This is a genomic window from Brevundimonas sp. R86498 (assembly GCF_044598075.1).
GTDB lineage: Bacteria > Pseudomonadota > Alphaproteobacteria > Caulobacterales > Caulobacteraceae > Brevundimonas.
In genome coordinates this window covers 3,097,501-3,117,726 of the sequence record NZ_CP139004.1, presented here as the reverse complement: position 1 = coordinate 3,117,726, position 20,226 = coordinate 3,097,501, and the positions used below count along the sequence as shown (strand labels likewise).

General features: G+C 65.7%; 16 protein-coding genes. 12 read left to right on the top strand and 4 right to left on the bottom strand.

Translation table 11 applies throughout. The features are described 5' to 3' along the window. Nucleotides 1-41: 41 nt before the first annotated feature. Nucleotides 42-722: a COQ9 family protein gene (locus SJY26_RS15380; RefSeq protein ID WP_396593858.1), complete on the bottom strand. Its 681-nt coding sequence runs from the start codon at nt 720-722 to the stop codon at nt 42-44. A 184-nt stretch (nt 723-906) separates the two neighbouring features. On the opposite strand from SJY26_RS15380, the gene rpsU reads away from it, so the two are divergent. Next, nucleotides 907-1,146 (top strand): 30S ribosomal protein S21, encoded by a 240-nt coding sequence (gene rpsU / locus SJY26_RS15375; RefSeq protein ID WP_305636115.1) that lies wholly within the window; start codon nt 907-909, stop codon nt 1,144-1,146. A gap of 67 nt (nt 1,147-1,213) precedes the next feature. Here rpsU and SJY26_RS15370 read toward each other — a convergent pair whose 3' ends face one another. After that, nucleotides 1,214-2,641, bottom strand: coding sequence for a short-chain fatty acyl-CoA regulator family protein (locus tag SJY26_RS15370; protein ID WP_396593857.1), 1,428 nt, complete (start codon nt 2,639-2,641; stop codon nt 1,214-1,216). 139 nt (nt 2,642-2,780) lie between these two features. On the opposite strand from SJY26_RS15370, the gene SJY26_RS15365 reads away from it, so the two are divergent. After that, nucleotides 2,781-2,990, top strand: coding sequence for a hypothetical protein (locus tag SJY26_RS15365; protein WP_396593856.1), 210 nt, complete (start codon nt 2,781-2,783; stop codon nt 2,988-2,990). Nucleotides 2,991-3,024: 34 nt separating this feature from the next. Here the strand turns inward: SJY26_RS15365 and SJY26_RS15360 are convergent, their stop codons facing one another. After that, nucleotides 3,025-5,319 (bottom strand): ATP-binding protein, encoded by a 2,295-nt coding sequence (locus SJY26_RS15360; RefSeq protein ID WP_396593855.1) that lies wholly within the window; start codon nt 5,317-5,319, stop codon nt 3,025-3,027. A 193-nt stretch (nt 5,320-5,512) separates the two neighbouring features. Between SJY26_RS15360 and SJY26_RS15355 the strand changes: the two genes are divergently transcribed. From SJY26_RS15355 to SJY26_RS15325, 7 genes are all read left to right on the top strand, one after another. Continuing rightward, nucleotides 5,513-6,916 carry a sensor histidine kinase gene (locus SJY26_RS15355; RefSeq protein WP_396593854.1) on the top strand — a complete coding sequence of 468 codons (1,404 nt, stop codon included), beginning with the start codon at nt 5,513-5,515 and terminating at the stop codon, nt 6,914-6,916. A 146-nt stretch (nt 6,917-7,062) separates the two neighbouring features. After that, the gene (gene pstC / locus SJY26_RS15350; protein WP_396593853.1) at nt 7,063-8,502 is read left to right on the top strand and encodes a phosphate ABC transporter permease subunit PstC; all 1,440 of its coding nucleotides are present in this window, start codon (nt 7,063-7,065) and stop codon (nt 8,500-8,502) included. Next, a complete protein-coding gene (gene pstA, locus SJY26_RS15345; RefSeq protein WP_396595783.1) occupies nt 8,495-9,784 on the top strand; it encodes a phosphate ABC transporter permease PstA in 1,290 nt (429 codons plus the stop codon). Before pstC ends, pstA begins: the two co-directional genes overlap by 8 nt. 4 nt (nt 9,785-9,788) lie before the next feature. Further along, nucleotides 9,789-10,775, top strand: coding sequence for a phosphate ABC transporter ATP-binding protein PstB (pstB, locus tag SJY26_RS15340; RefSeq protein WP_396593852.1), 987 nt, complete (start codon nt 9,789-9,791; stop codon nt 10,773-10,775). 8 nt (nt 10,776-10,783) lie between these two features. Next, nucleotides 10,784-11,521, top strand: a complete 738-nt coding sequence (gene phoU, locus SJY26_RS15335; RefSeq protein ID WP_396593851.1) for a phosphate signaling complex protein PhoU — start codon at nt 10,784-10,786, stop codon at nt 11,519-11,521. Nucleotides 11,522-11,551: 30 nt separating this feature from the next. Continuing rightward, nucleotides 11,552-12,241, top strand: a complete 690-nt coding sequence (phoB, locus tag SJY26_RS15330) for a phosphate regulon transcriptional regulator PhoB (RefSeq protein WP_396593850.1) — start codon at nt 11,552-11,554, stop codon at nt 12,239-12,241. Nucleotides 12,242-12,576: 335 nt separating this feature from the next. Next, nucleotides 12,577-13,656: a TerC family protein gene (locus SJY26_RS15325; RefSeq protein WP_396593849.1), complete on the top strand. Its 1,080-nt coding sequence runs from the start codon at nt 12,577-12,579 to the stop codon at nt 13,654-13,656. A 62-nt stretch (nt 13,657-13,718) separates the two neighbouring features. On the opposite strand, the gene SJY26_RS15320 is transcribed toward SJY26_RS15325, so the two are convergent. Beyond that, nucleotides 13,719-14,585, bottom strand: coding sequence for a DUF2332 domain-containing protein (locus SJY26_RS15320; RefSeq protein ID WP_396593848.1), 867 nt, complete (start codon nt 14,583-14,585; stop codon nt 13,719-13,721). Between the two features lie 664 nt (nt 14,586-15,249). Here SJY26_RS15320 and SJY26_RS15315 point away from each other — a divergent pair. From SJY26_RS15315 to SJY26_RS15305, 3 genes are all read left to right on the top strand, one after another. Beyond that, a complete protein-coding gene (locus tag SJY26_RS15315; protein WP_396593847.1) occupies nt 15,250-17,082 on the top strand; it encodes a methyl-accepting chemotaxis protein in 1,833 nt (610 codons plus the stop codon). Between the two features lie 354 nt (nt 17,083-17,436). Beyond that, complete coding sequence (locus SJY26_RS15310; RefSeq protein ID WP_396593846.1) at nt 17,437-17,967, top strand: Plug domain-containing protein; 531 nt, start codon at nt 17,437-17,439, stop codon at nt 17,965-17,967. Next, entirely contained in the window at nt 17,939-19,909 is a 1,971-nt protein-coding gene (locus SJY26_RS15305) for a TonB-dependent receptor domain-containing protein (RefSeq protein WP_396593845.1), read from the top strand. The genes SJY26_RS15310 and SJY26_RS15305 overlap by 29 nt, the downstream gene beginning before the upstream one ends. The last annotated feature ends 317 nt before the right edge of the window (nt 19,910-20,226 follow it).

Below are 20,226 nucleotides of genomic sequence, written 5' to 3'. Positions count from 1 at the left end.
GGGCGCAGTTTAGCGCCAAACAGGGCCGCGATCACGGGCCGTCAGGGGAGGGGATTGTCCCGGCCGTAGCGCAGCCGCGAAAGCAGTTCGGTCGCCCGTCGGACGGGGGCCTCGAAATCCTTGCCCGCCTTCCACTTTTCAAAGGCCATGACGTTGTCGATCCGGGCGGAGACGAAGGCTTCGGCGCGTTCCCGCCCCTCGAACCAGCGCAGGGTCAGGGCCGGGATCAGGATGCCGGACAGGATGGTCCGCTTGGAATAGTGATTCCAGTCGGTCGTGGTATCGCCCGCCCAGCGCCACAGATGGTCGGCGCTCTCCCAGGCGAGGGACAATGAAAGGTCGGCGTTCGTCGGAAGGGCCAGAAAGCCCGCGCACCGTTTTGTCGCCTCGAGATCGGCCGCGCCCGCCTCCATCCGGGCCGAGACGGCCGCCGCGATTCGCGCTCGGATCTTCATGGTCCCCGGGTCGCCGAGTGCCTCGAGGGCACGGGCGTCGTGCCGGCGGGACAACAGGGCGGCCAGATCGCGTGCGCCGTTGGGCAACAGCAGCTCCTGATCCCCCTCGCTGAGGTCGTTCTCCGCGCAGGCGGCGCGCACCAGACGGCTGTTCCAGCCCCGGGTGGGGGCCAGCCGGACGGCGGCGTCGAGCACGGACTGCTCCATGCGGTCCGCCCAGTCGGGCCCGGCCCCGGGGGCATTTGACAGGTGTGGCGCTTCGATCATGCCCACAGACTACCGCGAGCCGGAGCCCCCGGCGAGCGCTGCGGGAACACCGCGACGATCTGGACATGGCCGGAGGCTTGGTGTAACGGCACGCCTTCATTCGAGGGCCCTTGCCCCCGAACACTACGTTCATTTGTCTGCCCGCCTCTCAAGGACGCGGCGGGCAGCCAAAGGAGAGTTCAACCTGGTACAGATTTTCGTTCGCGATAATAACGTCGATCAAGCGCTGAAGGCCCTCAAGAAGAAGATGCAGCGCGAAGGCAGCTTCCGCGAAATGAAGCGCCACGTGCACTACGAGAAGCCCTCGGAGAAGCGCGCCCGCCAGAAGGCCGAGGCCGTGCGCCGCGCCCGCAAACTGGCCCGCAAGCGCGCCCAGCGCGAGGGTCTGCTGCCCCCGCCCAAGCCCCGCGTCCCGCGGGTCTGATCGACAGCGGCCACGAAGATTTCAGGAGCCGTCCCGGACCCCCGGGGCGGCTCTTCTGATTCCGGCGTCAGGCCGCCGCGAAAGGCCAGGGGCTGACGGACTTGGACCAGTCATCCACGGTCAGGGCCCGGTCGACGGGCGGGGCGGCGCGTTCTGCACAGGGATGGCGGTGACACAGCCGGCATGCGGGTCCGATGAGGGTGACCTCGGGGGCCGTCAGATCCAGACCCCGTGCGCAGGCCAGGCGGGAAGCGTCCCTGAGCTCACAACCCAGGCCGACCGCAAGGCCGTGGTTCTCGCCGGGGCCGTCATAGCCCTGACGTTCCACCGTCCGGGCGAGTGTGAACCAGCGGCCGCCGTCTGGCGTCTCGATGATCTGGGTGACGAGCCGGCCCGGGGTCCGGAAGGCGTCGTGAAGCCGCCAGCGCGGACAGCCGCCCCCGAACCGGGCGAAGGGAAAGGCCCCGGCGGCGTATCGCTTGGAGATATTGCCCGCCTGATCGATGCGGATCAGGAAGAAGGGGATGCCCCGCGCCGTTGGCCGCGACAGGGTGGTCAGCCGATGAGCGACCTGTTCAAACGAAACACCGAAACGGCGTTCCAGCCGCGCAATGTCGTAGCCGGTCGCCTCCGCCATGCGCTGGAAGGGCGCATAGGGCATCAGGATCGCGGCGGCGAGCGTGTTCGTCAGTGAGACCTTGAGCAGGGCCCGGCTGGTGTCGTCCGGCGGCCGGGCCGCATCGGCCAGTGCATTCAGTTCGGCATCATGTTCGGCCAGAGCCAGCTGATAAGCGATCGCGAAGGCACGCGACGCATGGGACAGGGTCTCCGACAGCAGGAGGCGACGGCGGTGGGGATCAAAGCGCCGCGTCCACTCAACCATGACCTCCGCCGGCATGACCCGGACGGCCAGGTTGTGCCGTGTGGCGAGCCGGTTTCGGGCGAGGACGGCGACACCGTCGCCGGTCCCGGTGGGGTCCAGGGAGGCGTGCAAAGCCTCCCCGAGGGCGTCGAGTTCCGGGAAATGGTTCCCGCGCGACTGGATATGGTCGCGGACCCAGTCGGCCGGCGAGGGCCCTCCGGCCGACGGCTCGCCGTCGATGACCGCCGCCCGGGCACGGTCCCTTTGATCCGAAAAGGCCCTGTAGAGCCGCAACAGGCCCTCGGCCGCGCCGGGGGCCTCGTCAACGAGATGGAGGAGCTCATGGCGGGGAACCGCCAGTCCCTGAAACAGGGGGTCGGAGAAGACTTCGGACAGCGCGGCCTCACCGGCCGGCCCTTCTTCCCCCAATCTGCGCAGATCGACATCGTAGGTCGCCGCCAGACGCAGAAGAAGCTGGGCCGAGACCGGCCGCTGATTCCGTTCGATGTGGTTGAGGTAGCTGGGGGACACCCCGAGGTCGGCCGCCATGGCGGTCTGGGTCAGGCCCCGATCCCGACGCATGCGCTTGAGCCGTGCCCCGAGGAAGAGTTTGTGATCGGGGCCTGGGCTCATGGAGCCAGATTGTCATAGTGTGACAGAACATCAAGAGCCAATATATGACAACATGACTTCATGCGCCGGCGAATAGGGGTGTGTAAAATGACAAGGTCGTGGTTTCTGAAGGCAGGCGCACTGCCTTGAGGAGAGACCCATGGAACCCCTGAGCCGCCCGCAGGCCATCATCGACTTCTGTCTGGCCCCGCTGAACCTGGACGCGAGTTCGGATTCGGAGCGCGAGGTCCGGCGCCGTCTGGAACATGTCATCAAGACCTTCCAGATGAAGGCGGCTGCACCCGTCAGCGTCGATTTCTCGCGCATGCCATCGCAGGTGATCAACGAAGCTGCCCACGGCTACGAATAGTTGCCGACAGCTCCGGCAGTCGAGCGAGCCAGGATCAGGCCGCGATCGAGCGACCGAGACCTGCGGGGTCAATGACGAGGCTGAGCAGTTCGGTCGCGTCAAAAGGCTTGGACAGATGGCGGTCCGCCCCGGCCGCCCGACCGGCGGCAATATGATCGGGCAGGGCGTTGGCTGTCAGCATGACGATCGGTGCGCGCGGCAAGCCGTGGGTGGTCTCGTGCAGGCGAATCTCCCGAACCGCGGTCAGACCGTCCATCACCGGCATCTGCATGTCCATGAGGACCAGATCGAAGGGCTCGTTGCGGCAGGCTTCCAGGGCTTGGGCCCCGTCTTCCACGGACACGAGGTCAACGGGAACCTGGGCCAGGATGAGCTCGACGACCTTGCGATTGGTGGGATGATCGTCGGCGACCAGAATCTTCAGACGGGGCGCTGCCGGATCCATCGAAATCTCGGCGGCTGACTCGGCAGGGGCAGGGGCCTCGGCGGGCACGAGCGGCAGGGTCAGGATGAAAGCGGAGCCCCCACCCGGTTCACTCTCACAGTCCAGGTCACCGTGCATCAGCGCCGCCAGCTGACGGCAGATCGCCAGACCAAGCCCGGTTCCGCCGAACCGGCGCGTGATGGTTCCATCGGCCTGCTCAAACCGGGTGAACAGCCGCGCCTTTGCGGCACCGTCGAACCCGACGCCTGTGTCCTCCACCGTAAAGCGGAGCAGGGCCTGACCCGTCGGGTCGGTGCCCACGGAAGCCGTCAGGCTGACAAAGCCTGCGGCAGTGAACTTCACGGCATTCGAAACAAGGTTGGTGAGGATCTGTTTCAGCCGGACCACGTCGCCCCGCACCCAGACGGCGGCCGCTGGATCCACCTCGACGAAGAACTGCAGCCCCTTGTCCTGCGCCGGTGTGGCGTAGAGCTGGGCAGCATCGTGGACGGCCCGTGAGAGGTCGAAAGGCTCGTCGGCCAGCTCCAGACGCCCGGATTCGACCCGGGCGAGGTCGAGGATATCGCTGAGCAGGACCTGCAGGGTCTGGCCGGAGGACTGTATCAGCTCCAGCATCTCGCGCTGGTCGGCAGCCAGTTCCGTTCGGGCGAGTGCCTGGGTCAGGCCGATCACGCCGTTCAACGGCGTGCGGATCTCATGGCTCATATTGGCCAGAAACTCGGACTTGGCGCGATTGGCCGCTTCTGCCGCGTCGCGGGCGAGAGCAAGGGCCTCGGCATCCTGCTTCAGCTCGGTGATGTCGTTCACGACCGTGACGATCCCGCCTTCGGCGGTTCTGCGATCCTGAACCCTGAGCCAGCGGCCACCGGCGATCTTCTGCTCCTTGGAGTTGGAGAGGCGGCGTCGGGCGGTCAGGCGCTCCTCGATCCACTCCTGTTCACGCCCGATCGCGTCCTCATAGATCCCCTGGTCGACTCCCAGCTGGAGCATGTCGCGAAAGCGTACCCCCACGTCGAGGGCGGCTGACACTTCCGGATTGACCTCCGCATAGCGGGCGTTCCAGATCAGGAGACGGTCATTGGCGTCATAGAACCCCAGGCCGTCGGGCATGGTGTCGATCGCCTCCCGCAACTGGTCCAGCGATGTCGCGCGGCCCCACAGGCGAAGCCCGGTGACGATTGCGGCCATGCCAACCACCACGGTCGCGCCGCCCACGACCCAGACCAGCAGACCCGAGCTGGAGATGTCGGCTGCGGTAAAGGCGTTCGTAGGGTGGGGCATCATCGCCACAGCCGACATCGCCCCGAAATGCAGGACGATGACGCTGAGTGTCGCCAGGGCAGTATTCAAGGGGATCCGCCACCAGGTCTGGCGTCTTGTCCAGACCGCCGAGCAGACGCCGCACGACATGCCGAAGAGGACAGTGCCGGCCACGACGGGCGCGTCCCAGACCAGCATGCCACCCTCGATCCGTAGCGCGGCCATGCTGATGAAGTGCATGGCAGCAACGCCGAGGAACGCCAGAAGGTTGGCAATCAGAAACACGTGCCGACCGCGACCATTCAGATAGAGTCCGATCGCCGCCCCGAAGCTCAGGACGACAAGCGCGAGCGAGAGCAAGGTCTCGTTGGTCGAATAGCGTGTTACGGCATCCGAGCGGTAGCTGAGCATCCCGAGGAACTGGGCCGCCCAGACTGCCAGCCCGCCGACCAGGCTGGCCGCCCCCGCAAGGAGAGCTCTCTTTCGGGACGGGCTCTGCGCTGCCATGCCAATCAGAGCGAAGCAGGTTGCCAGCCCGGCCGCGCACATCGCCGTGGCCAGCAGCATCAGCCGCCAGTCGTGGTGGACCACAAGGCTGCCTACGAACGCGTTCAACAGCGTCACTTCCCCTCTTGAACCAACAATCTGTCGCATAGAGGTGAAAAACCGGTGCATGTCGGAAACGGATCGATCGACCGTGATCCGGTTCCCGGCGGTTGACCGTCTATGATTGCAAATTCACTCACACTTTCGCGGGATGCGCGTCAGGATCAGCTCCTCTGTTCCCTGATGCCCGTTGCGACAGGACCCCGACGTCATGCCGTTTGATGAATCGCCGTCGCCCGTCGCTCCCCTGGCGAGTTCCAGAATCTGGACCGCAGGTACGAGCGGCGGCATTGCTGTGATCATCATGCTGGTCCTGGCGGCCATGCGGCCGGACATGGCGGCATGGCTGGGTGGCGGAGCGGCCGTGGTGGGAATCGTGACCTGGCTGGGCAGTCGCCGGCCGCCGGCGGATGGCAACCGGGCGATGCCGGCCCAGGACGCCTTTGGCGCGGTCTCCCCGCCCCAGGACGCCGCCCTGCTGGACAGCGTGTTCGAGGCGCTCGACGACCCGGTAATGATCGTCAGCGGAGGAGAGGCGGATGACATCGCAGGGAGGCGTATCGTGCTGGCCAACCGAGCCGCGCGCGACCTGCTGCGGATCCAGCGCGAGGGGGCGTTGCTGGTGTCGGCCATGCGCGATCCGAACGTTCTCGAGGCGGTCGATGAGGCATTGTTTGGCGGTGTGGGGCGCACGACCGACTACAACGCCGCCGGGGCCCGAACCCGGCACTGGAAGGCGTGGGTTCGCCCGTTGCCTGCGCCGGAGCGGGCCCCCATGGCGCTGCTTGGGCTGCGCGACGAGACCGATGTGCGACGCATGGAGCTCATGCGCGTCGATTTTCTGGCCAATGCCAGCCACGAACTGCGCACACCGCTGGCGTCCCTCAGCGGTTTCATCGAGACCCTGAAGGGGCATGCCCGGGACGATCCGAAAGCCCGCGACCGGTTCCTTGATATCATGGCGGCCCAGGCCGAACGGATGAGCCGGCTGGTGGCGGACCTGCTGTCGCTCAGCCGGATCGAACTGAACGAGCACATCCCGCCATCCGGTCACGTGGATCTGGCACGCGCGGCGTCGGACGTCGTCGATGCCATCAGTGTCCTGTCGCAGGAAAAGGGTGTGACGGTTCTGCTGAACGTCGAGCCTGGAGAGGCGACCATCACAGGCGATCGTGACGAGATCGTCCAGGTGATCCAGAACCTGACCGACAACGGCATCAAATATTCGACCGTGGGTGGAACGGTCGAATTGACGCTCAGAAGCGGCCTGGAGGCGGACGCGGCCGCGGGTGCCCGGCTGCCGGGGGCGACGCGATTGTCGCTTCTGACACCGGATCGGGCGATCGGGGCGCGCTATGTCTCGATCGCCGTGCGGGACTACGGGCCCGGAATGGCCCGGGAGCATCTGCCCCGGCTTACAGAGCGTTTCTATCGCGTGGAGGGCCAGAAAAGCGGGGAAAGGCCCGGCACCGGGCTGGGGCTTGCGATCGTTAAACACATCGTCAATCGCCACAGCGGGGGCATGACTGTGGAAAGCGCCCCGGGCGACGGGTCCGTGTTCAGCGTCTACTTCCCGATGAGGACCGAACAGGTGACGAACACGCCGGGTCCCTGAAGGGCCGAAAAAGCCTCCCCGGGGCGACGTCGCAGAACTGTCACGGAACCGTCCTAATCCGCTGACCATCCACGGGCAGGTTCCGCCCGGGACGGGGCGGGCCTTCGCGTTCGTTCCGATTCTCCGGCGTGAGCGCCAAGGGCCTGATGATCTGGTTTCTGATTCTCCTTGCGGCCGCGTCCGGCGTGCTTGCCTATTTCGCGGGGTCAGCACTGGCCCGGCGGCGCGCCAGCGTGACCGGCGTGGCAACGGCCCACTCGCGGCCGGAGCAGCATGGCTATTACGCCCTGATCTGGGTGGCTGTGCCGGCGCTGGCCGTCACCCTGCTGGCTGGCGTGTTTTCCGGGCCGCTGGCCCACAACCTCCTGGTGGCCGGTGCGCCGGAAGCCGTCATGGCCCTCGAGCCCTTCCGCCGGGAGGCGTTTTTTAACGATGCCCGTCTCGTGGGTGCCGGACAGGCTGCCTTTCAGGTCTGGCCGGGTCTGCTGGGCGATGCCCTGGTCACCGAAGCCGCGCGGTCGGCGCGGATCAGCCAGACCCTGACGTGGGGCGGCGTGGCAGCCACGATCCTCGCCGTGCTGATGGGGGGACTGTTCGCATGGACACAGATCCGGCCCACGCTGCGCGCGCGCAATCGGGTCGAGGGCTGGATCGGGGGACTTCTGTTCGCCTGTTCGGCCGTGGCGATTCTGACCACCGTCGGGATCGTGTTCTCCCTGCTCTGGGACAGCCTGCGCTTCTTCCAGGCCGTTCCGGTGACCGAGTTCCTCTTCGGCCTGCAGTGGAGCCCGCAGATCGCGATCCGGGCCGACCAGGTCGGATCGACCGGGGCCTTCGGGGCCGTGCCGCTGTTCGCCGGCACCTTCCTCATCATGCTGATCGCCATGATCGTCGCGGCACCGGTCGGGCTGTTCTCGGCGATCTATCTTTCGGAATATGCCAGCCCGGTGTCGCGCGGGATCGTCAAACCGGTGCTCGAGGTCCTGGCCGGGGTCCCGACCGTGGTCTACGGCTTCTTCGCCGCCCTGACCGTAGGCCCCGCCTTCCGCGAGTTTTTCAACGGGATCGGAGCCCTGCTGGTCGGCGGCCCGCTGGATGGATTGGGCCAGTATCTGCTGCTGGTCCAGAACCAGATGGCACTGGTGGCCGGGGCGGTGATGGGGATCATGCTGATCCCGTTCGTGTCCTCGCTGTCTGACGACATCATCAATGCGGTGCCCCAGTCCCTGCGTGATGGCTCCTATGCGATGGGGGCCACCAAATCCGAGACGGTCAAGCGTGTCCTCCTGCCGGCCGCCCTGCCAGGCATCGCCGGGGCCCTGTTGCTGGCCATGTCGCGCGCGATCGGCGAAACCATGATCGTCACCATGGCGGCGGGTCTGGCCGCCAATCTGACGCTGAACCCCCTCGACACCGTCACTACGGTGACGGTTCAGATCGTGACCCTGCTGACCGGCGATCAGGAGTTCGACAGTCCCAAGACCCTCGCGGCCTTCGGCCTGGGGCTGACCCTGTTCCTGGTGACCCTGATGCTGAACGTCGTCGCCCAGAGGATCGTGCAGACCTATCGTGAACAGTATGACTGAGGCGTCTCAATCCACCGGCGTGGCGCGGGACGGCCGGCTGAAGGCCGGCCTGAAGGCACGCTATGCCCGCGAGCGGCGCTTCAAGCTGTACGGCGTGCTGGCTGTTTGCGTGGCCATCAGCTTCCTGCTGCTGCTGCTGGGCCGGATCATCGAGCAGGGACATACCGCCTTCTATTCCAACCAGATCACCCTGCCGGTCTATATGGACCCGGCGCGCATCGATCGGACCTATCCGCAGGGCACCAACTTCCAGCAGATGGTGGCGCAGCAGCAGCTGTCCCGGATGGGCATCGCCGATGATGCCCAGGGGTCGGTCACCACGGCCTATCGGACCCTGCTGTCGTCGGAGCTAAAGTTCGAGGCCGCGGACCTGATCCGCAACGATCCGTCGCTGGTGGGGCAGACCGTCGAGATCACCGCGCCCGTCTCGGACGAGGCCGACCTCTATTACAAGGGCAAGATCACCCGGGACATCGCGGCCGACGAGCGGCGGCTGACCGACCGGCAGATGGACTGGCTGGACGAGATGAAGGCGTCGGGAGCCGTCAAGACCGGCTTCAACAGCGAGCTCTTCACCAATGGCGACTCGACCGAGCCGGAGCTGGCCGGGGTGCTGGGGGCCGTCGTGGGCTCGGCCTTGATGCTGCTGGTCACGGCCCTCATCGCGATTCCGCTGGGGGTCGGAGCGGCCGTCTATCTGGAAGAGTTCTCCCGCAAGGGGCGGATCACCGACCTGATCGAGGTCAACATCAACAATCTCGCGGCCGTGCCGTCGATCGTTTACGGCCTGCTGGGCGTGGTCCTGTTCATCAACTGGGCGCATCTGCCCCGGTCCTCACCGCTGGTCGGCGGTCTGGTTCTGGCCCTGATGGCCCTTCCCACCATCATCATTGCCACCCGTTCGGCGCTGAAGGCGGTCCCGCCGTCGATCCGCGAAGCGGCCCTGGCCATGGGGGCCAGCCGCACCCAGACGGTGTTCCACCACGTCCTGCCTCTGGCCATGCCGGGCGTGATGACCGGAACCATCATCTCCATGGCCCATGCGCTGGGCGAGACGGCTCCCCTGCTGCTGATCGGTATGGTGAGCTTCGTGCCGGGCATCCCGGGTGCCATTACGGAGCCTGCCGGAGCCCTGCCGTCGCTGGTCTATATCTGGGAGAACGCCTCGGAGCGCGCCTTCCACGAGCGGACGGCCGCCGCCATCATGGTGCTCCTCACATTCATGGTCGTCATGAACGCCGCCGCGATCCTGCTGCGCCGGCGCTTTGAACGCCGGTGGTAAGACAATGAAACTTCCCTTTTTCCGCAGCCCTGATGGGCGTGAAGGTGGTGGTCCGGTGGATCCGACCGAAACTCCGCGCATGGGCGGGCAGGTCCTGCCCGGTGCTGCCACCGCGCCGGTCTCCGGCGAGGCGCGGGACGAATCCGTGCTGACGGCCGAGCCCGAACAGGCACCGGACGGCGGCGCTCTTGCCGGTCGCACGCCCGCCGTGAAATCCCCGGCCGGGCCGGCCGGTCCGACCAAGATCGCCGCGCGCGATGTGTCGGTCTTCTACGGCGACAAGCAGGCCCTGCACGAGGTCAGCCTGGACATTCCGGACAAGACGGTCACGGCGTTCATCGGCCCGTCCGGCTGTGGCAAGTCGACCTTCCTGCGGTGCATGAACCGGATGAACGACACCATCCAGGGGGCCCGGGTGACCGGCAAGATCCTGATGGACAATGACGACATCAATGCCCGGTCAGTCGATCCGGTGCTGCTGCGCGCCCAGGTCGGGATGGTGTTCCAGAAGCCCAATCCCTTCCCCAAGACCATCTATGAGAACGTCGCCTATGGTCCGCGCATCCACGGCCTGACGACGTCGAAGTCCGAGATGGACGGCGTGGTCGAGAGCGCCCTCAAGAAGGCCGGCTTGTGGGATGAAGTCGCAGACCGCCTCCATTCCGCCGGGACCGGCCTGTCAGGCGGCCAGCAGCAAAGGCTGGTCATCGCGCGTGCCATCGCCGTGAACCCCGAAGTCATCCTGATGGATGAGCCGTGTTCGGCGCTGGACCCCATTGCTACGGCGCGGATCGAGGAACTGATCGACGAACTGCGCGAGCGCTACTGCATCGTCATCGTCACCCACTCGATGGCCCAGGCGGCGCGGGTGTCGCAGCTGACGGCCTTCTTCCATATGGGGCGTCTGGTTGAGACCGGGCCGACCGAGGAGATCTTCACGAACCCCCGGGAACGGCGCACGCTGGACTACATTACCGGCCGGTTCGGCTAGGAACCCTGATGAACCAGCACACGGTCAAGGCCTATGGCGACGAACTGAACCAGCTGACGGCCGAGGTCGCCCGCATGGGTGGCCTTGCCGAGGCGCAGGTGGCGGACGCGGTCGAGTCGGTGGCGCGGCGTGACATCGCCCTGGCCCGGGCGGTGGTGGAGCGCGACGCCAAGGTCGACGCCATGCACCGCGACATCGAGAAGAAGGCCATCCGGCTGATCGCCCTGCGCCAGCCGGTGGCCAGTGACCTGCGCAAGACCCTGGCGGCCATGAAGCTCTCGGTCGATCTGGAACGCACCGGCGACCTGGCCAAGAACATCGCCAAGCGGGCGCTGAGTCTCGCCGAGACCGAGCCGATGCAGCCGCTGACCCGATCGATCGAGCGGATGGGCAAGCTGGTGTCGATGCGGCTGCGCGACGTGCTGGACGCCTACACCGCCTCCGAGATCGACCGCGCCATGGCGGTCTGGGCCTCCGACGACGAGGTTGACGAGCATTACAACGCCCTGTTCCGGGAACTGCTGACCTACATGATGGGGGACCCGCGCACGATCAGCGCCTGCACCCATCTGCTGTTCATGGCCAAGAACCTCGAGCGGATCGGCGACCATGCGACCAATATCGCCGAGGTCATCCACTACGAGATCACCGGCGACGAGATGACGGGGGAGCGGCCGCGCTGGACCCCCACGCCCGGCGACTGGGATGCCGACAGCGGGCATCTGCCCACCCCGCCAGCCCCCTGACGGCAACACGACGACGACGGAGACTGAGACGTGCAGCCTTATATTCTGGTGATGGAAGACGAGGACGCCCTGGCGACCCTGCTTCAGTACAACCTCGAAAAGGAGGGCTATGACGTCGTCGTCGCCGCCGACGGGGAGGAGGGACTGGTCCAGATCGACGAGCGTCAGCCCGATCTGGTCCTGCTGGACTGGATGCTGCCCAAGGTGTCGGGCATCGAGGTCTGCCGCCGCCTTCGCGGCCGTCCCGAGACCCGCAACCTGCCGGTCATCATGCTGACGGCGCGGGGCGAGGAATCGGACCGGGTCCGGGGTCTCGACACCGGTGCCGACGATTATCTGACCAAGCCCTTCTCGATGACCGAGCTGATCGCCCGCATCCGCGCGGTCCTGCGACGCATCCGGCCCGGTCTGGCCGATGACCGGGTCGGTCACGGCGACATCATCATCGACCGGGTGGCCCACCGCGTCCGCCGCGCCGGCAAGGAGGTTCACCTGGGTCCGACCGAGTTCCGGCTGCTGGACCACTTCATGCGCCATCCGGGCCGGGTGTTCAGCCGCGAACAGCTGCTGGACGCGGTCTGGGGATCCGACGTCTACGTTGAGGCGCGGACCGTGGACGTGCACGTCGGCCGCCTGAGGAAGGCGCTCAACGTTGACGAGAGCGCCAATCCGATCCGGACGGTCCGGTCGGCGGGCTATTCGCTCGACCTTGAGGGTTGATCGACCGACGACCACGGAACACACGGGGAAAAATGAGTGCACAAAAGTGCACTTCTGGCCTGTGCCGGTGGGTGCCGAATGTCGGAACGGACCCGGGCGTCATGAATGGGCATTCTGGACGCCCGGTACGTCAGAATCGGACGTAGCGAGCGAGAACTCGCATCTCCGGGCGTTCGAGCGGGGCCAAACGCCCCATTGACGCGTTTCGCGTAACGCTGCATCCAGCACGTCTCCACGGGTCCGGGCCCCTCTGGCAGCCGAGGCGTCGGCTGCGATGTCGGATCCCCGCATGGACGGCGCAACGCAACGCCACTTTCAAAATTTCAGGGTTCGGGATGCTTGAGTCTCTACCGTTTCTTGGCGCGGCCTATGCCGGCCAGCCGGTCTGGCTGTGGATGGGGTTTCTCGCCTTTATCGGCTTCCTGTTGTGGATCGACCTCGGGGTCGTGAACAACAAGGACGGCGTGGTATCGGCGAAGAAGTCGGCCGCCATGTGGGCCTCGTTCGCCGCCCTCGCCATCGCGTTCGGCGGCTATGTCTACTTCGTATACGCGCCCGATCCGGCCTACTACATGAGCCCGGACAACCTCAATCAGCAGGCCGTTCTGCAGTATTTTACGGGCTACCTGCTCGAGACCGCGCTGGCGTTCGACAACATCTTCGTCATCGGCATGATCTTCACCTTCTTCGCCGTTCCCCGCGAGTACCAGCACCGCGTCCTGTTCTGGGGGATCATGGGCGCGATCGTCTTCCGGGCGATCTTCATCTCACTGGGCGCGGCGATCGTCAACGAGTTCACCTGGGTCCTGTTCATCTTCGCCGCCTTCCTGATCTTCACCGGGTGGAAGATGGTCTTCGGCGGTGACCACGAGATGGACCTCCACCAGAATCCGGTGCTGAAATTCCTCAGGAAACGTCTGCGGGTCACGGACACGATCGAGAACCACAACTTCTTCGTCAGGCGGCCGGACCCCCGGGGCACAGGCCGGCTGGTCTTGTTCGCGACACCGCTGTTTCTGACCCTGGTCATGGTCGAGGTGGTCGACGTGATCTTCGCCGTGGACTCCGTGCCGGCGATCTTCGCCGTCACCAAGGACCCCTTTATCGTCTACACGTCGAACATCTTTGCGATCCTGGGCCTGCGGTCGATGTATTTCATGCTGGCCGAGGCGGTCGCCCGCTTCAAATACCTGAAGTACGGCCTCTCGCTGGTGCTGGTCCTGATCGGGGTCAAGATCATCTGGAACTTCGGGCTCTACAAGGGCTGGCAGGATCTGACCGGCGAGGCCCTGGTGCCCTATCTGGAACCGCAATGGTCCCTGCTGGCGACCCTGCTGCTGATCGGCGGATCCATGCTCTATTCCTGGATCCGGACCCATCAACCGAGGGATGGGGCCGCGCCGCCCGCCGTCTGAGACCGGCAGGCCCCGGGGTCGGTCCCCGGGGCCTCCGCATCGCCGTCAGGGGAGGGGAGGCTTCAGGCGGGGCTCGTCCCCAGCCATTCCAGCCAGTCCCCATAGGGATCGCATCGCGCCAGCACAGTCGTCGTGCCCGTCGGCCAGCGCTCGAGGCACAGCTGGACCTCCCGACGGTCGGGCGTCCACTCGAAACTGATGCGCACCAGCGGCCGGTCGTCGGTGGCCCGGGCCCCCGCAGCGGCGATGGTCGCGGCGATGTCGGCCTGTTCCTCGGGGCGCAGATACTGAAGGACCATGCTGTGCACGACCGCCCGGCAGCGCCCGGCCTTCTGGGGCTCATCGAGTCGTCGGGCCAGCCAGGTCGCCGCGTCGCCGCGATCCACGCGCGGGGCATGGGTCATGGCGATCTGCAGTGCCTCCTCCAGACGTCCGGACCGGGCGGGCTGGTCGGCCCAGGCGAATGAGAGCAGCCGTTCGCGATCGTCCGCGCTCGCGGCGTTCAGCGGCTGCAGGTCGACACCACGCGCGGCTGCGATCGACACGGCCGCAAGGGGAGGGGCCAGGCCGCGCCACTGGGGCTCGATCCGCACGGCGGACGCCGGGTCGCCGGCCGAGACCGGTCCAAGCTTGTAGGCGTAGCGCGCGAGATTCAGGTTCAGGCCGCAGCTCGACCCCAGTTCGAGCAACTCGAACGGCATGGGCCGGGCGAGCGGTACGGTCATCAGGGCGGACATGATCGCCGCAGCCCGTGCGACCTCGTTGGTCTGGGTCGGCGTCCGGATCCAGTGGGCGATAAAATCATCCTGCTGGGCAAAGGCCGCAGCAATCGCGCCGTCGAAATCATTATGCTCGCCGCCGTACAGCTCCGCCAGGCACTGTGGCGTGCCGCGGCGGGCAAGGGCGTGGAGGGCGCCGTTGACGCGCATGGCCAGGGCCGCGGCGGCAGGATCTCCCGGCCAGGCCGAGAATCGTCGGACTCGGTGACAGGCGCATGCCGGAGTTGCCGATCCGCCGCCTCGAGGACCGAAGCGACAAAGTTCGAGCCCATGGCGCGGCAGCGCCGTGCCTGCTTCAGAAACTCATGATCGTCAGATGCCGTCGCGAGATTATTCATGAAACGACGATCCGCATAAGCACAAGCTCCCCGAAAGTCTCAAGCGAAACTCTTCGGATCTAAAGGCAACAGAAGTATCCGTGTGAGTCGTGAGCCAAATAAGTATTTCTACTTACAACTGGTCTACGCCTCAACAACTATCGGGATTCATTTAACGTCAGATGAACCGGAAGAGTTGGCGTGTGTTCGCAAGTCGGGGGACAGGGCAGAAATGGCCATTACTGCCGACATTAATCATCCATTCAGCAGAGACCCGCTAGTCGACGGTCGGGAACTCGGGACTTTTCCTGGCCCGCGACGCCCCCGGTTGCTTCTTCAGGCTCCGGGATTCGTCGGGTTCAGGGGCGGTCATCGACGTTAACCAGGCTTGGCTTCAACCAGAACCAGTGGACTAGCGCACCGTGATTTCAGCTATGAGAATACCGCGAAAGCTCAGTCTATCGTTTGTGCTGATCTGCGTTTCCGCAGCGGTCATGATGGCGGTGTTCTTCGCGACCATCCTGATGATTCGCAGCTCGAACGAGAGCAACAATCTCAGCCGCTCGATCGAGGCGCATGCCATGTCGCTGGAGACGGCGATCCTGCGTCAGAACAGCCAGTTTCGCGGCTTTCTGGTCACCGGGGATGAAACCTACCTCAAATCCTATGATGAGGGGCGCGCGGAATATGACCAGGTCGCGGTGACCCTGAAGGACCTCCTCGAGGGCCCGGCCAAGCAGGAGCTGCTGGAGCGATCGCGAGTCGCGACCCTCGCCTGGCGGCGTGACTGGGGTGACGCCATGATTGCCGCTGTCCGCGCCGGGCGCCGCGATGAGGCCCAGCAGGCAGTGCGGGATGCGGGCTCGGCCGTTCTGGTCAGCGCCGCCGTGCTGCCGCTGCGCGAGCTGCGCGAGGGTGAGGCTGAACTGACCGCCGCCAACGGCGCGCGCCAGGAGGCGGCCATTGTGACGGCCATCATCGCCCTGATCATCGGCGGTATCGCCCTGATCGCGATCGCCGTGACCCTGTCGATTCTGCTGAGCCGCACGATCGCCCGCCCGATCACCACGCTGACCGAGGCGATGAATCAGCTCGCCAAGGGCGACAACGAGATCGTGGTCGACTCTGATCGTGCCGACGAACTGGGTGACATGGCGCGCGCGGTGCTGGTGTTCCGTGACACGGCGCTGGCCAAGGCCGAGGCGGATGCCGCCAAGGCCCTGGCCGACATGGCCAAGGCCGACGCCGAACGCGGCAAGGCCGAGGCCGATGAGGCCCAGCGGCAGGTCGTCGAGGCGCTGGACACCGCCCTTGAGGCTCTGGCCGCAGGCGATCTGACCCACCTGATCAATACGCCGTTCGCACCCGAGTACGAGCGCCTGCGCAAGTCCTTCAACGTCGCCGTGGAAGGCCTGGAGCAGAGCATCTCCGGCGTCGCGGCCTCCGCGCAGAGCGTCCGGTCCAGCGCAACGCAGATCTATTCGGCCTCCGAGAACCTGTCGCGCCGCACTGAACAGCAGGCCTCCAGCCTGCAGGAAACGACCTCGGCGACCAACCAGGTGACCCGGATGGTCGGAGAGACCGCCCGCAGCGCGACCAACGCCCAGGACGCCATCACCGTCGCCAATGGCGATGCGGCGGACGGGCGGACCATCGTCGATGAGGCCATCGTGGCCATGGGGGCGATCGAAACCGGGTCCCAGGAGATCGCGGAGATCATCAACATGATCGACGCCATCGCCCTGCAGACCAACCTGCTGGCGCTCAACGCCGGCGTCGAGGCCGCACGGGCCGGGGATTCCGGCCGGGGCTTCGCCGTGGTGGCCGGCGAGGTGCGTCAGCTGGCCAAACGCACGGCCGACGCCGCCAAGGACATCAAGGGCCTGATCACCAAGTCCTCCGAGGAGGTGAAGCACGGGGTGGACCGCGTCGGGGAGACCGGCCGGATGCTGGCCCGCGTCGTCTCCAAGATCAGCGACACCAACTCCCTGATCACCGAGATTGCCGAGGGGGCCCAGACCCAGGCCGACAATCTGAAGCAGGTGAACGGGGCCGTTGCCAGCATGGACAACATGACCCAGCAGAACGCGGCCATGGCGGAGGAAGCCACGGCCGGCGCCCGGATGCTGGCCACCGAAGCGGACGAACTGGCGACCCTGGTGTCCCGCTTCCGGGTCAAGTCGGCCCGGGACGGGCGGGGGCAGTCCGGGCAAGCGGGTCAGGCCGCGGCCCCGTCCGTCGTGGCGAGCAACTCCCGGCGTTCCGTGCCGCAGGTTTCGGGCAATCTGGCGCTCAGCCAGTCCGCCGAGGAAGAGTGGGACGAGTTCTAGCGCTCGCTCGCTTCAGGCGGGCCGCTGCCGGGGCCCGCCATCACCTCAAGATCACGCGCTCGCCAGGCGAGCCGGCACGATGGCCTGAACTGCGCCCGGTTCAGGCCATTTCTGCATGGTTATCTTGTGGCTGATGAACACTGCGTTTGAGTATGAGAAGCAGACTGCTCTGCATGGTTAACTGCAAGGTAGAGTAATAGCGGTTTCTGTTATATTGAGAACTAAAATCATTGTATAGTAATAGGTATTTCTACAGGAAAAGTTTCAGTCCTTGTTAATGGCAAAGCTCTACACGCAACCTCCAGAACGCTCAGCTCAGAATGAGTTTGAACGATTTCAGTCTTTGGAGGTTCCGTGAAGTACCTGTATCTTTCTGCCGCTGTTCTGCCGCTTATGATTGCCGCTCCGGCGCTGGCCCAGACCCCGCAAGAGCCCGCGCGCCTGACCGCCTGGGAAGCCAGCCGGATCCGCGCCAATGACGACATGGTCGGAACGGGCGTCGCCCGCGCCCGCGACCGTCTGGACAGTGCCACATCGACCAGCTCCGTCAGCACCAGCGAGATCGTCAAGATCAACGCGACCTCGCTGAGCGACCTGCTGCGCACCGTGCCGGGCATCCGCGCCGAGGCCGGTGCCGGTGAAGGCAACGGCAGCTATACGGTCCGTGGCCTGCCGCTCGTCGGCGGCGGTGCCAAATATCTCCAGTTCCAGGAAGACGGCCTGCCCGTCCTTCAGTTCGGCGACATCCTGTCGCTGACGCCGGACATCTTCCTGCGCGCCGATTTCAACGTCAGCCAGATCGAGTTCGATCCGCGGCGGATCCTCGTCGACCTTCGCCTCCAACGCGCCCGGTGGCGTGATCAACCTGATCTCCAACACCGGTGAGGTCGAAGGGGGCTCGGTCCAGTTCTCGACCGGCCTGAACTACGAGACCTATCGCGCGGACTTTTCGGTCGGCGGTCACCTGAGCGACACGCTGCGCTATCATGTCGGCGGCTTCTATCGCGAAGGCGAGGGCCTGCGCGACACCGGCTTCAACGGCAATGGTGGCGGTCAGATCAAGTTCAACGTCACCAAGGAGTTCGACGGTGGCTTCCTTCGTCTTGAAGGCAAGTGGCTGGACGACACCTATACGCAGTATGCGATCGTCCCCCTGGCCGTTTCGGGCACGAACGACGATCCCGACTACTCGAGCATCACCAACTTCCCGGTCACGACCAGCACGCTGTACTCCAATGCAGCTGTCACACTGCCCTATCTGAACGGGGACAATGAACTGACCCGCACCCGGCCGCAGGACGGCACGCATGTGCAGGCCCGGTCCATCGGTTTCCAGAGCCGGTTCAATGTGATGGGCTGGACCATCGCGCAGCACATGCGGTACTCGGAGCATTCGGGCAGCATTCGCACCAACTATCCGTTGGCCATCCTGCCGGCGGCTTCGGCCACGGGTGCCGTGCCGGGCCAGCTTGTCTATGCCGCCGGCCCGCAGACCGGTCAGGTGATCACCAATCCCGCGGCCCTGAACGGCAACGGTCTGGTCTCCTCCAATATCGTGGCCAACCGCGACATCCAGAGCCTGAACAACTTCACCAGCGATATCCGTGCCAGCCGCGTCTGGAACATGGCCGGTGGTGAAGTGACCGGGACGGTCGGGATCTACAACGCCAGACAGGAAGTCGATTTCGATCGCCAGTACACGCCGTATCTTTCGGATGTCGTCGGCGGCGGCAATGTCGCGCCGCTCGACATCGTCAATCTGAACGGGACCCTGAGAACCCAGGGTGGGTTCAGCGCCTTCTCCGGCATCGGCGGTGCCAATTCGAGCCAGGAAAACGAAGTCACCTACGACATCTTCGCCCCGTATGGCTCGCTGAATTATCGTCTGGGCAAGCTCGCCATCGGTGGATCGGTTCGTCTGGAAACCGGCAAGGCCGAGGGCTCCTTCTACAACGGTCTGGCGACGGACGTCCGGGCCATCGACGCCAATGGCGATGGCGTGATCTCCGCCCTCGAGCAGCGCTTCTCGATGACCCCGCGGGCCACACCGGTCGACTATGACTACGACTATGTGTCGTATTCCATCAGCGCCAACTACCGCATCTCCCAGTCGCTCTCGACGTTCGCGCGCTACAGTGAGGGCGGACGGGCCGCTGCGGACAAGATTGTCGGCACCGCAGCCCTGAATCCGGCCGGCGGTCTCGTCAACGACAGTTCGTCCTACGACCCCGTCACCCAGGCGGAAGGCGGCTTCAAGTTCCGTTCGGGCGGTCTGTTCGCCAACCTGACCGGCTTCTGGGCCGAGGTCAGCGAGACGAATACCCAGATCGTGCCAGATGCCACCGGTGCCACCACGATCCAGCTGGTCACGCGCGGCTACTCCGCCTACGGCGCGGAGTTTGAAGGCGGGATTCGCCACGGTCCGTTCAGCCTCACGGCCGGGGCGACCGCGACCGAGGCGGAAATCCTCGAGGCGGAGAATGCCGCCCTGGTCGGGGGTATCCCGCGCCGTCAGCCCAAGCTGATCTACCAGCTGGTCCCGCAGTACGACACCGACCTGTTCACGGTCGGGGCCAGCATCGTCGGAACGACGAGCAGCTACACCCAGGATACCAACCGGCTGAGAATGCCGGGCTACACCACGGTCAACGCCTTCTTCCAGGTCCGTCCGGTCGACCGGGTCGTCGTGTCGCTTCACGCCAACAACCTGTTCGACACCATGGCCATCACGGAAGTCTCGGCCGCCACGCTTCCGGCGTCCGGCTACCTCTTCGCCCAGACCCTGCCCGGGCGGAACATCAGCGCAAGCGTGCGCCTGTTCTTCTAGTCCCGGCTCGCGACGTCTGCGCGTGACCGGGTTCCCCGGGCACGCGCGGACATCGTCGCCGGACCAGTCCCATGTCGACCCGATGCCGGGCTTCCGAGGGAGCCCGGCAAGGTCCGTTGCGGCCCGCGGGGGTCGATGCGGAGCCCGTCCGGTGTGGACCGGGGAGGGGGCGCAGGGCCGGGACACGGGTCCTCGCCCTCTCGTCAATTGCGTTGCCTTCCTTGCGTGTTGCGGGTAGTCTCCGCGCTTCAATCGAATCGTCGGACGAGAACGAGGGGTGCCTCTGGTGCCCTTGCCGATGATGTCTTGCGGTCCTG